Genomic DNA, 12,671 nt, shown 5'->3' on the forward strand with positions numbered 1-12,671 from the left:
TCCTTAAATGCTCAACTTTTTCAGGTTACGGCGTTTGCCATAAATGATCTGTACAATCGCACGGGTTACGGTAATGGCCGTAAACATCGAGCAAACAATACCAATCATTAAGGTCACGGCGAAGCCTTTAATCGGACCGGTACCAATTGCGAACAAAATGAACGCCACCAGGAAGGTGGTTAAGTTCGAGTCGAAAATGGTGTTATAGGCCCGGTCATAACCGGCTACGATGGCCTGTTTTGGTGAGGCCCCCCATTTGATCTCTTCCCGTATCCGCTCACAGATCAGCACGTTGGCATCGACCGCCATACCAATGGTAATCACGATACCGGCAATACCTGGCAAGGTTAAAGAAGCACCAATCCATGACATCACTGTCAGGATCATCGCCAGGTTAAATACCAGCGCGAAGTTGGCAATCACGCCAAACAGACGGAAGAACACCACCATCCAGATTGCAACCAGAATAAAACCGATCTGGGTCGAGGTTACACCTTTGTCGATATTTTCCTGACCTAGACTTGGACCAATCACACGTTCTTCAACGAAGTACATTGGAGCAGCCAGGGCACCGGCACGTAGCATTAATGCCAGTTCAGCCGCTTCTTGCGGTGAATCCAGACCGGTAATTCGGAACTGTGAACCTAATACCGCCTGAATGGTTGCGGCGTTAATCACCACAGATTCGGTGTATGGGGTACGCACTTCAGTCTGGACGCCGGTTTCCGGATCAGTTACATAGCTGATGCGCTGCTTGTTCTCAATGAACAGTACCGCCATACGTTTGCCGACCGCATTACGGGTCGCGTCTGCCATCAGCTTGCCGCCTGCAGAGTCGAGGGTAATGTTTACCTCGGCGCCGCCAGTATCCTGACTAAAGCCACTCGATGCATTCTGTACGCGCTCACCGGTTAAAATACGGCTACGGTTCAGCAGCAACTGACGGCCACTGTCGAGTGATTCAAAAGCAAAGGCTTCAGTGCCCGGTGGTAAGGTCTGACTGCTGAGCTGACCGGTATACGGGTCAATGTGCTGATCATTCAGGTCAGAGACCAGACGGAATTCCAGGTTCGCAGTACGACCCAGAACACGCTTGGCTTCAGCGGTATCCTGTACACCCGGCAATTCCACCACAATACGGTTGCTGCCTTGGGTTTGGACCAGTGCTTCGGCCACACCTAGCTCGTTAATACGGTTACGCAGCGTGGTCAAGTTCTGGTTCACGGCATAGGATTCAATTTCCTGCTTGCGCGTGTCGGTATAGGTCAGGCGCAACATGGCACCATCTGTGGTGGCCAGTGCCTGCTGGTTAAACTCGTTGCCGTTACGGCGCAAGAAGTCCATTACGGCTGAGCGGTCGTCATTGTTGGCGAACTGCACGGTAATGGTGTTGTTATTCAAAGACAGGCTGTTGAATTTCAGCTTGTTGTCGCGCAGTTGGCGACGCAGGTCAGTCGCAGAGGTTTCCATGCGCTGGCTGATGGCCTTGTCCATATCCACTTCCAGCAGGAAGTGAACACCACCACGCAAGTCCAGACCCAGTTTCATTGGCTTGGCGCCAATTTTCTGTAGCCATTCTGGAGTGGTTGGCGCCAGGTTGAGGGCCACGACATAATCATCACCCAAGCCCTGACGTAATGCATCTTTGGCTTTAAGCTGTGCTTCGCTTGAGTCCAGACGCAACAGGGCTGCGTTATTGGTAAAGCTGTTGTCATGGCTGGCAATATTTTCTGATTTTAGAATTTGCTCTGCTTTTTGTACGATGCTTTGGTCAATTTGGGTACCGGCTTTGGCCCCAGAAATCTGAACCGCAGGTTCATCTGGATACAAACTTGGCAGGGCATATAATGTACTCACCACCAGAACCACAAGGATGAGTAGATATTTCCATGCTGGGTAACGCATTTAATTTTCTTCTTAAAATGAAAAAGTCGTGCGGGCGCACGACTAATTTTTGATTAAAGGTTGTTTAATGTGCCTTCAGGCAGAACTGAAATCACACTGGCACGCTGAATTTTTACTTCTACGCCGCGGTTCAGTTCAACCACTGCAAAATCACCTTCAAGTTTGGTGATTTTACCCATCAGGCCACCAGCAAACACCACTTCGCTGCCTACGCCCAGGCTGTCGATCAGGGCGCGGTGTTCTTTGGCACGTTTTGATTGCGGGCGCCAAATCAGGAAGTAGAAAATTGCAATAAATACTGCAATCATCAAAAGGTTAGCAACCATGCTTGGTTGTTGTGCAGCTTCACCTGCTGCGTGAGCAGTAGAAATAAAAAGGCTCATTTCATTTTCCTAAACTAAAAACTGGAATCAATAACATTGATAATAAATTGACTTGTTCTGCAATTTACCCTGTCTTTTTCTTCAGCGCAAATACTGAAAAGATTAATCTTGCGGACAAGGCGGCACATCCAGACCGCGACGGGCATAAAAGTCCTGTACAAAGTCATCAAAAGTGTCATTGTCCAAGGCATTACGGATATCTTGGGTAAAGCGTTGGTAATAGCGCAGGTTATGGATGGTACCGAGCATTGAACCAAGCATCTCGCCACATTTTTCCAGATGGAACAGGTAGGCGCGGGTAAAGTTCTTGCAGGTATAGCAGTCACAGTGCGGATCGAGCGGGCTCTGGTCGTGACGGTATTTGCTGTTGCGAATCCGTACCAGACCATCGGTCACGAAATAATGACCATTGCGGGCATTACGGGTCGGCATTACGCAGTCAAACATATCCACCCCGCGGCGAATACCTTCCACAATATCTTCCGGTTTGCCGACACCCATCAGGTAACGCGGTTTATCTTCCGGCATTTTGTTCGGCAGATAATCCAGTACCTTGATCATTTCTTCTTTCGGTTCACCTACCGAAAGACCACCAATCGCATAACCATCAAAACCAATTTCAAGTAAGCCCTTTAAAGATTCATCACGTAAATCTTCATACATACCACCTTGAATAATTCCAAACAGCGCGTTGCTATTTTGTAGTTCATCATGGTGATGGGTTTTACAGCGTTTTGCCCAGCGTAAAGATAATTGCAACGATTTTTGTGCCTCTTCATGCGTTGCAGGATAAGGCGTACATTCGTCAAAAATCATTACGATATCAGAGTTCAAAGTTTTTTGAATTTCCATCGAGATTTCAGGCGAAAGAAAAACCTTTGAGCCGTCAATTGGTGAACGGAAAGTAACGCCTTCTTCTTTAATCTTGCGCATGGCACCCAGACTAAAGACCTGGAAACCGCCAGAATCGGTCAGAATCGGCTTGTCCCATTTCATGAATTCGTGCAGGCCACCATGTTCTTTAATGACATCCAGACCTGGACGCAAATACAGATGGAAGGTGTTGCCTAAAATAATTTGTGCTTGAATGTCTTCAATATCACGCGGGAGCATGCCTTTAACGGTGCCATAGGTGCCGACAGGCATAAACACAGGGGTTTCCACCACACCATGTTCAAGAGTTAAACGACCACGACGGGCACGCCCCGACTGACCTAATTTCTCAAACTTCATATATGTTCCAAATCAAGGCGAAAAAACAGTTCGCTGATTGTTCATGCTAAAAGTGCACTATTTTCCTAGATTATGCACAGAATTGCCAGTTGAGATACGTTTTCCTTGGTAAAAATTGAGAGTGAATATTTTGCTCAAATCCATTGTGCTTACGTGGTGGAAAATTGCTGAATACGCTGGGTAATTTCTTCTTTATCGGCTTACTTTTTGTTTTTGGATTTTATGTTTGAGTAACTTTTATTTATATTTTGTTCAATTGCATGATGATATCAAAGCTGAAGGACTGTCAATAAGATCAAAAAAATTGTAGTCAAAGCTCACTTAAGTTGTTAAATTGTAATTAAAATCAATTCATAGAGGTGGGCTATGAGTGAATTAAACAGTGCACTAAAAGAAGACCAATTCTATAAAACGCTTTTGGAAACCACGAATGCAATTCCATGGCAGATTAACTGGAAAACCAAAGCTTTTAGCTATATTGGCCCACAAATTGAGTCTTTACTGGGTTGGACGCAAGACAGCTGGAAAACTGCACAAGATTGGATTGATCGGATGCATCCTGAAGATCGGGACAAGACCGTGAATATGTGTGTGAGTCTGTCCGATCAAGGCACAGACCACGAAGCGGATTATCGTGCCTTAACCGCTACAGGAGATTATGTCTGGATTCGTGATGTGGTGCATGTGATTCGTGAAAATAACGAAACTGTGGCGATTATTGGGTTTATGTTTGATATTTCTGCGCGTAAACAAATGGAGTTGGAACTCGACGCATTGAGTCGCAAAAATCTGGCTTTGAGCTTACAAGACCCGCTGACCTTGGTTGCCAATCGAAAGGCGCTCAGTGAGCGTATAGAAAACGAATTTAAACGTGCTGTGCGTCATCAACATGCATTGTCTCTCTTGTTTATCGACATCGATCATTTCAAGCCTTATAACGACAATTATGGACATTTACAGGGTGATCATTGTTTGATTAGTGTGGCGCAGTTGCTTAAACAACATTTTGCGCGTGCATCTGACTTTGTGGCTCGCTTTGGTGGCGAAGAATTTGTGGTGCTGTTGCCCGAAACACCATTGGCAGATGCTGTACAACTTGCTGAAAACTTTAGGCAGGCAGTATATGCGCTAGAAATTCCACATACCAAGACTGGGGAAACGACCCAAGTCACGGTGAGTATTGGTGTAAATAGCTATGATCAAAATCAGCAGTATCACAATGTGGTCGATTTTCTGCATTCAGCCGATGAATTATTGTATTTGGCAAAAAATAAAGGGCGTAATCAGGTGCAGTATCTGACACAGTCATGTGTTTAGTTGAAATCTGAAAAAACAGCAAGCTTCGTGCCTGTTGTTTTATTGACATATCAAAAATAACTTAAAAATTTGGACGATAATCAAAACTTTGCGCTGCGCTGTTGTCACGAAAAGCGCGCACTGGTTTTTTGGCTGTGGTTGCAGTATTGATTATGTTGTTGGGAAAGACCTGAATATAATTATTAAATAGCTCGACATTGCGGTTATAAATGGTAATTGCAGCACCGACATTTTCATTCTGCTCATCAATTTCATGCATCATTTTTAAATACAGTTGATCGGCTTTAAGCTCAGGATAATTTTCGACCACCACATTCAAGCTGCGCATCAATTCTTTGCTTAATGCTTCAACACGTTGTAATTGATTAACATCGGCATTGTTGATGTTTAGGTTCATAATATTTTGGCGCAGTTCAGTCACTTTTTCTAAAGTGCTTTTTTCCATGCCTGCATATTGTTCGACTACTGGCGCAAGTTCTTCGAGTGTTTTTAATTTCTGTCGTTCAAAACTGGTTACATCTGCCCAAGCGCGGATAGTAGCGTTGTGGTGGCGTACGATATTGTTGCGAATCAGAATCCCGATGATCAGCACGGCCAGAATGATAGCCAGAAAAATCATCAATCCCATAGAAATCTCCCCACGTCCAAATTTATAAAAGCTGTAGCAAATGGCGTTGTAATTGTTCTAGATACGGTAATTTAAATGTACGCAGATGTCCACGTAAAGCCGAAATATCCTGAATGGTTTTATAGTTGCTGCTGGTCTGAAACAGATTTTGGCTACCTACATAGCACAGGATTTTCTGTTCAGGATGAAACAGCAGATCGCCGGGCTGCACATTCAGGAAATTGGCCAGTTTCAGCACCACCGCCGGGGTCAGCTGCCGGGCCATCTGGTGGGTATCGGTGCCATAGATGTTTAACTGCCGGTTAATCTGAATATCACTGGTATGCCACGGCTGGGTATAGGGGTAAGCAAAGCTTTTACGCTGCGAGCTGAGCGCCAGTCCCTGTAACTCGACCCCAAAGACAATGGCACCCCACAGGAATTTTTCAATTTCTTTGAGCCGCATTTTGTTGCCATTCTGGTCTTGGACCTGAATTTCAGAGACATAGCGATATTCAAACAGCATCACCTGATGGGTCTGGCCCTGTTCATCCTGCCAGTGGGTCAGAGCATAGCGGCGAATGTCATTGCTGAGGTTGCCTTGCTGGAACAGCGGAAACAGCTGTTTGATTTGCGCAATAAAACGGACCGGCTGGAAGATGATCTGTTCATGCCGGGGAATGCTGTTAAAGGCCAACTGATACTTGAGCGCCAGTGCCTGTTGCTCCAGTTCCTGAATGGCATTGGTGATTGGGCGGCTGGATTCATAACAGAGAAACGCACCAAAGATCAAAAGGCCTCCCAGCAGCAGACACAGCTGCAAGGCCCAGTGCGCCGGGGCCAGCCAGAACAGCAGGATCAGTATCAGGCCGATGATGCCAAGCAAAATTGGCAGCTTGTTTTCAAAACGCAGGCTGATCGGGGCATTCCAGGGATGCAGCCGGTCAAGCAGTTCCTGCTGGGATTTGGCTTGTGCACCAATTTCCCAGAGCTGGGCGAGATTATTCCACACCAGCTGATTCTTCTTGCGGCGAATATGAATGCTGTGCTGAATATTCTCGATTGGCATGGGACAGTGCTCTAGCTGTGGGCCTGATCAATCAGCATGGCATCGCCATAACTGAAAAAGCGGTAACGCTGAGCCACCGCATGTTGATAGGCACGCATGATATTTTCACGACTCGACAGGGCTGACACCAGCATCAGCAGGGTTGATTCAGGCAGGTGGAAGTTGGTGATTAGACGGTCTACCACTTTAAATTTATAGCCCGGATAAATGAAAATCTGGGTATCACCGGTCCAGGCGGCCAGTGTGCCACCGTGTGCCTGTGCTGCACTTTCGACTGCACGGGTGGCCGTGGTGCCAACTGAAATGACTTTATTGCCACGTGCTTTGGCCTGCTGGATCATCTCCACAGCGGCGGTTGGCACATCACACCATTCGCTGTGCATGATATGGTTTTCAATATCAGTGGTGCGTACCGGCAGGAAGGTTCCGGCACCGACGTGCAAGGTTACAAAGGTTTTTTGAATACCTTTGGCTTCAAGTTTGGCCAGCAGTTCGGCATCAAAATGCAGGCTGGCAGTCGGGGCGGCAACACTGGCCAGTTTGGTCGGATCATTAAATACGGTTTGATAGCGTTCGGTATCAATCGCTTCTGCTTCACGGTTAAAGTACGGTGGAATAGGCAGGGCACCGTAGCGATCCAGCACCTCTAGAATGGGCTGGGAAAACTCGACAATAAACAGGTTCTCATGCCGGCCTTGTACCGTGACTTTCACTTCATCTGGACCAATGAAGAGTTCAGCACCAGCTTTTGGTGAATTGCTGGCTTTAATATGGCAATGCGCAATAAACTGATCTTGCATACGTTCAACCAGCACTTCCACAGCGCCACCGGTAGCACGTTTACCTTTCAGGCGGGCTTTCATGACTTTGGTGTCATTTAAGACCAGCACATCACCAGCTTCAAGTAAATCGACAAGATCGGTAAATTGATGGTCTTGATACTGACCTTCGGCATTGACATGCAGCAGGCGTGAGGCGCTGCGCTGTTCCAGCGGGTAACGGGCAATCAGTTCATCAGGGAGATCGAAATTAAAATCAGAAAGTTGCATGGTTAAATAAATGCGCAAAACAATAACAGGATTGGGCGTAGTATATGCGTTTTTTGGTTTTATCGCTGAAATTGCCTAATTATAAGACAAAAAAAATCGGGTTGATTTATTTTTAAACAAATATGGGAGGCGAGCGTTGACAAGCGGGTGAAACAGTTTATTATACGCATCAACACCTTCCCGAGGTGGTGAAATTGGTAGACGCGGCGGACTCAAAATCCGCTGTCAGAGATGACGTGTCGGTTCGAGTCCGACCCTCGGGACCACAGATTTTAAAGAACCCCAAGCATATTCAGACTTGGGGTTTTTTATTGCCTCAAATTTATGGATAGCTATCTCATATCGCTTTGTTATTCGATACTGTATTTACAATCAAAAAATAAATGACTAATCGAGTATTTTGATCAATCCTGATTGCATATTTTAAGTTTCCTCCATAGCCGGTAAGACTCTAGGAAAATTTGTCGATGTGTTTTCCCTGTTTGATGTGAGTCCTCTTTTAGTTGAAGATATTCTGCGTAGTCCATGGTGACAGATACTTGTTTGCTTTTGCCAATATTAATTTCAATTTTTTGCATATAACAGGTGCTTGTTCAAAACGAGTAATAAGCATAATTTAAAATTGTAATTTCTATTGTAGGTTATTGAATACCAATGAGTTCACGTACGTACGCATGAAATATTTAAAGAGGGAAAATAGGTATTGGTTCAGCTTGTAATGAGTAGTGAGATAAAAAAACCGGCGCCTTAACACCGGTTTTTTATGAGCTGACTAACAAAGGTCAGTCAAATTCAATTTAAGCTTGTAATGAAGCCAGCGTTGCATTCAAGGTTTTGCTTGGACGCATCACGGCATTCACTTTCGCTTGATCTACCGCGTAGTAACCGCCGATATCTACTGACTTACCTTGAACTTCTGCAAGTTCAGCCACGATTTTCTCTTCATTTGCAGCTAAAGCTTGTGCAAGTGGAGCAAATTTCGCTTTCAGTTCAGCATCTTCGTCTTGTGCAGCAAGTTCTTCTGCCCAGAATTTTGCCAGGTAGAAGTGGCTGCCACGGTTGTCCAGCTCGCCAGTACGACGTGATGGAGACTTGTCGTTGTCCAGCAGTTTGCCTGTTGCAGCATCTAAAGTCTTCGCCAGAAGTTTCGCTTTCGTGTTGTCTTCTTTAATGCCAAGCTCTTCTAGAGATACCGCCAGTGCCAGGAACTCACCTAAAGAATCCCAACGTAAGTGGTTTTCTTCAACCAGCTGTTGTACGTGTTTTGGCGCAGAACCACCGGCACCTGTTTCGTACATACCGCCACCAGCCATTAACGGTACGATTGACAGCATTTTCGCAGATGTACCTAGTTCCATAATTGGGAACAGGTCAGTCAGGTAGTCACGTAAGATGTTACCGGTTACAGAAATGGTATCCAGGCCACGAGCAACGCGCTCAAGCGTATAACGCATTGCACGGACTTGTGACATGATCTGGATGTCTAAACCGTCTGTATCGTGATCTTTCAGGTATTTTTGTACTTTCTTGATCAGTTCATTTTCGTGTGGACGGTACGGGTCTAACCAGAAGATAGCTGGCATACCAGAGTTACGTGCACGTGTAACAGCCAGTTTCACCCAGTCGCGGATTGGTGCGTCTTTCACCTGACACATACGCCAGATGTCGCCTTCTTCCACGTTTTGAGACATCAACACTTCACCTGTTTCCAGATCCGTGATGTTGGCAACACCCGCTTCAGGAATTTCGAAAGTCTTGTCGTGTGAACCGTATTCTTCCGCTTTTTGCGCCATCAGACCAACGTTAGGCACAGTACCCATGGTACGTGGGTCGAAGTTACCATTCCATTTACAGAAGTTGATCATTTCCTGGTAAATACGCGCGAAAGTCGATTCTGGCATTACTGCTTTACAGTCGTAAGGCTTGCCGTCAGCACCCCACATTTTACCGCCAGAACGGATCATTGCTGGCATAGATGCGTCAACAATTACGTCGTTCGGAGAGTGGAAGTTAGTGATGCCTTTTGCAGAATCCACCATCGCCAGTGCAGGACGGTGTTCTTGACACGCGTGCAAGTCTTCGATGATTTCTTCACGTAAAGAAGTTGGCAGGGTTTCGATCTTCTCGTAAAGACCGGCCATACCATTATTGACATTAATGCCTAACTCGTCGAACAGTTTGCCATGTTTTTCGAAAGCATCTTTGTAGTAAATTTTCACACAGTGACCGAATACGATCGGGTGTGAAACTTTCATCATGGTTGCTTTTACGTGTAAAGAGAACAGGATGCCGGCTTCTTTACAGTCATCCAATTCTTTTTCATAGAAGTCGCAAAGCGCTTTTTTGCTCATGAACATCGAGTCGATGATTTCACCGTCTTGCAGCGCAACTTTTGGCTTCAGAACAATGGTTTCACCTGACTTGGTGATCAGTTCCATTTTCACGTTACGCGCGCGGTCTAAAGTCATGGACTTTTCGCCATGGTAGAAGTCGCCTTCGTCCATGTGAGAAACGTGAGTTTGTGACCACTGTTTCCACTCGCTCATTGAGTGCGGGTTTTTCTTCGCGTAGTTCTTTACTGCAGTTGGTGCGCGACGGTCAGAGTTACCTTCACGTAATACCGGGTTTACTGCAGAGCCCAGGCATTTGCCATAACGGGTCTTGATTGCCTTTTCTTCCTCAGTGGTCGGGTTTTCAGGGTAATCAGGAACCGCATAGCCTTTAGACTGAAGTTCTTTGATACATGCAGTCAACTGAGCAACAGAAGCACTGATGTTTGGAAGTTTGATGATGTTCGTATCTGGATCTTGTGTAAGACGACCTAGCTCTGCGAGGTTGTCAGTGACCTTTTGCTCGTCGGTGAGGTAGTCAGAAAATTCTGCGAGCACGCGTGCGGCCACGGAGATGTCACTTTTAACGATCTCTACGCCGGCCGGCTTAGTAAAGGTCTCAATAATCGGCAGCAGCGAATAAGTCGCCAGTAATGGCGCCTCGTCAGTCAGTGTGTAAATGATGGTTGACTTTCCACCAGCCATATATAGCCCCTTGCGTTGATTGAGTTTTGAGGGGGTGAAAGTGATGAATCAGCCCCTGCGAACCGGTTTGCTTAAGTAAAACCTTGAGAGTATCGACCCTCAAGCCTTTCCAGTCAACGTAATATCCGTGATAACGACATTTCGCTGAAAAATGATGCATTTTAATTCGTGATATTTGTGCCTGATTTGAATCCACACTTGCCTGTTTGGGGAAGAAAAACACTCAAAGAGCCGCTTTTTTCCTTCAAACTCGATCATTCCATCCAGCACATCTGCGTATTAGATTTGAATGATTAACCTGATTTTTTCAATACCAATAAGACAGATTGATCATGTGATGACGATTCACTGATCAGGCGGATATATTATCGTCCAAAAACATGAACAGAAGATGTAAAACTAAAGTAACGTGGTAAACCCATTATCCGGTGAAAATTAACCAGGAAATTCCCTTAAAAATCCGATGAATTTACAGAAATCATACCTATCATAACACTGAAAAAAGTGTATAAAAATGTGCCAATTTATGTTTAACCAAAATCAGTTAATAGCTTGCTGTTTAAAAAGAGATAAACAAAAAGTAGTGAATTTATTTAATAAATGTAATGAAAATATACCTTTTTTTAAAATTTTTTCAGGTTACAAATTAATGAAGGAGTTTGGTTTATTCTTTTGGGTTTGGTGTTATATTCTCTGTTAAAGTTTGTTAACCGGGCTGAGCAATCGGCTTTAAAAATGGCCTAAATATTCTATAAGAATGGATCTCGGATGAGGCAGATATGAAGTTGCAGTTGCTTGAAATAGGTTCAGAAACTGAACAGCTGAGTGCATGCAGGTTGTCTCTGTTATTGGGGGTATTTACTGCCACCAATCAGATTGAGCGTTTTTTATCATCTGCCCGTAAAATTTTAGGGGTAGAGCGTTCCGCACTGGCCTTCGAGGGCGAACCCTATTTATGGTATGCCCATCAGGACTGTTTTAAAGCCTTTATTGCACCCGATCATATCCAGATTGTCGAACTGTTTGATGGTCAGGACTGCATTCATACCGAGCATCCTCACTATATACAACTGGTTGAGCGTATTGGCTCTTTAGGCGTAGAAGCAAAACGCTTTATGGCCTTTGATCTGAAAATGTCCGATGGTCGTTCAATTGGACAAATCCTATTTTTCGACCAGAACGAGCAGCCTTTTTCGCTACAGGCGATTGAAATTCTCAGTGATCTGGCCACTAACCTGGTGAATTATCTGGAGTTAAAAGCTGAGCATGCTGAACTAAAAGAAATGTATGAGCAGCAGGCCGCGCTGAATTTTAGTAAAACCAAGTTTTTCCAGATTATTGCGCATGACTTGAGAGCGCCGTTTCATGGCCTGCTCGGTTTTTCCGAAGTTCTGGCGCAAGAACGCGAAACGCTGGATGATTCCAGTGTGCAAAATATTGCCGACTATTTATATGATACTGCGCAATCGACCTATAACCTGCTGGAAAGCTTGTTGAACTGGGCCATGGCAGAAGGCGGCCGCTTTATCTATCATCCAATTAACTTCAAGCTGCAACAGTCGTCGCAAATTGTCTGCGATGTCCTGAACAGTCTGGCGGCGAAAAAGAATATTCAGCTGATTAACCAGATTGATGATGATATTAAAGTCTATGCCGACATTAATATGATTACTTCGGTTATCCAGAACCTGGTGTCGAATGCGCTAAAATTCACCCCGACAGATGGTACTGGCAAGGTGACTTTACGCGCCGAACAGGCAGACGATGGCGTGCACATCTATATTCAGGATACCGGTCTGGGCATGAGCCAGTCGCAAATAGAGCAGCTATTCCAGGCTGCGGTCACGGCCAGTAGCAAAGGTACAGCCGGTGAAAAAGGTACTGGTTTGGGCTTGGTACTGTGTAAGCGTTTTGTTGACCTGAACAAAGGTGAAATTGTAGTGGAATCTAATGAAGGCGAAGGAACCACCTTTATTGTGACCTTGCCGCAGGCCACCAGCGCGCATCAGGCTTTAATGCCGGAAGATATACAGTTCGAAAAAGTAAAAATGTAGAAAACGCAATTTTCTTTTC

Annotated in this window: 9 protein-coding genes and 1 tRNA gene; 3 read left to right on the forward strand and 7 right to left on the reverse strand. The window is 45.3% G+C overall.

Annotated elements, in window-relative coordinates; genetic code table 11:
* Positions 1-3: 3 nt before the first annotated feature.
* The 3 genes from secD to tgt form a co-directional block, all read right to left on the reverse strand.
* Positions 4-1,905, reverse strand: a complete 1,902-nt coding sequence (secD, locus tag P253_RS10950) for a protein translocase subunit SecD (protein WP_016658621.1) — start codon at positions 1,903-1,905, stop codon at positions 4-6.
* A 53-nt stretch (positions 1,906-1,958) separates the two neighbouring features.
* Positions 1,959-2,288, reverse strand: a complete 330-nt coding sequence (yajC, locus tag P253_RS10955; protein WP_005180065.1) for a preprotein translocase subunit YajC — start codon at positions 2,286-2,288, stop codon at positions 1,959-1,961.
* Between the two features lie 102 nt (positions 2,289-2,390).
* A complete protein-coding gene (tgt, locus tag P253_RS10960; protein WP_016658622.1) occupies positions 2,391-3,521 on the reverse strand; it encodes a tRNA guanosine(34) transglycosylase Tgt in 1,131 nt (376 codons plus the stop codon).
* 366 nt (positions 3,522-3,887) lie between these two features.
* On the opposite strand from tgt, the gene P253_RS10965 reads away from it, so the two are divergent.
* A complete protein-coding gene (locus tag P253_RS10965; RefSeq protein ID WP_016658623.1) occupies positions 3,888-4,838 on the forward strand; it encodes a sensor domain-containing diguanylate cyclase in 951 nt (316 codons plus the stop codon).
* A 61-nt stretch (positions 4,839-4,899) separates the two neighbouring features.
* Here P253_RS10965 and P253_RS10970 read toward each other — a convergent pair whose 3' ends face one another.
* Genes P253_RS10970 through queA form a run of 3 tightly spaced genes read right to left on the reverse strand, consistent with a single transcriptional unit; the run spans position 4,900 to position 7,563 of the window.
* Entirely contained in the window at positions 4,900-5,466 is a 567-nt protein-coding gene (locus P253_RS10970) for a LemA family protein (RefSeq protein ID WP_016658624.1), read from the reverse strand.
* Positions 5,467-5,488: 22 nt separating this feature from the next.
* On the reverse strand, positions 5,489-6,514 hold the full coding sequence (locus P253_RS10975) for a hypothetical protein (protein WP_016658625.1): 1,026 nt from the start codon (positions 6,512-6,514) through the stop codon (positions 5,489-5,491).
* A gap of 11 nt (positions 6,515-6,525) precedes the next feature.
* Entirely contained in the window at positions 6,526-7,563 is a 1,038-nt protein-coding gene (gene queA, locus P253_RS10980; RefSeq protein ID WP_016658626.1) for a tRNA preQ1(34) S-adenosylmethionine ribosyltransferase-isomerase QueA, read from the reverse strand.
* 179 nt (positions 7,564-7,742) lie between these two features.
* Here queA and P253_RS10985 point away from each other — a divergent pair.
* Positions 7,743-7,829: transfer RNA gene (locus P253_RS10985), tRNA-Leu, on the forward strand.
* Between the two features lie 531 nt (positions 7,830-8,360).
* Here P253_RS10985 and P253_RS10990 read toward each other — a convergent pair.
* On the reverse strand, positions 8,361-10,598 hold the full coding sequence (locus tag P253_RS10990) for an NADP-dependent isocitrate dehydrogenase (RefSeq protein ID WP_016658627.1): 2,238 nt from the start codon (positions 10,596-10,598) through the stop codon (positions 8,361-8,363).
* A 779-nt stretch (positions 10,599-11,377) separates the two neighbouring features.
* Between P253_RS10990 and P253_RS10995 the strand changes: the two genes are divergently transcribed.
* Positions 11,378-12,652: a GAF domain-containing sensor histidine kinase gene (locus tag P253_RS10995; RefSeq protein WP_016658628.1), complete on the forward strand. Its 1,275-nt coding sequence runs from the start codon at positions 11,378-11,380 to the stop codon at positions 12,650-12,652.
* Positions 12,653-12,671 lie beyond the last annotated feature (19 nt).

Origin of the sequence: Acinetobacter indicus CIP 110367 (assembly GCF_000488255.1) — a bacterium.
In the GTDB taxonomy this organism is placed as follows: domain Bacteria; phylum Pseudomonadota; class Gammaproteobacteria; order Pseudomonadales; family Moraxellaceae; genus Acinetobacter; species Acinetobacter indicus.

Excerpts from the sequence above, each read along its gene's own strand:
- secD (WP_016658621.1), bottom strand. The coding sequence starts at position 1,905 with ATGCGTTACCCAGCATGGAAATATCTACTCATCCTTGTGGTTCTGGTG.
- yajC (WP_005180065.1), bottom strand. The coding sequence starts at position 2,288 with ATGAGCCTTTTTATTTCTACTGCTCACGCAGCAGGTGAAGCTGCACAA.
- tgt (WP_016658622.1), bottom strand. The coding sequence starts at position 3,521 with ATGAAGTTTGAGAAATTAGGTCAGTCGGGGCGTGCCCGTCGTGGTCGT.
- P253_RS10965 (WP_016658623.1), top strand. The coding sequence starts at position 3,888 with ATGAGTGAATTAAACAGTGCACTAAAAGAAGACCAATTCTATAAAACG.
- P253_RS10970 (WP_016658624.1), bottom strand. The coding sequence starts at position 5,466 with ATGGGATTGATGATTTTTCTGGCTATCATTCTGGCCGTGCTGATCATC.
- P253_RS10975 (WP_016658625.1), bottom strand. The coding sequence starts at position 6,514 with ATGCCAATCGAGAATATTCAGCACAGCATTCATATTCGCCGCAAGAAG.
- queA (WP_016658626.1), bottom strand. The coding sequence starts at position 7,563 with ATGCAACTTTCTGATTTTAATTTCGATCTCCCTGATGAACTGATTGCC.
- P253_RS10990 (WP_016658627.1), bottom strand. The coding sequence starts at position 10,598 with ATGGCTGGTGGAAAGTCAACCATCATTTACACACTGACTGACGAGGCG.
- P253_RS10995 (WP_016658628.1), top strand. The coding sequence starts at position 11,378 with ATGAAGTTGCAGTTGCTTGAAATAGGTTCAGAAACTGAACAGCTGAGT.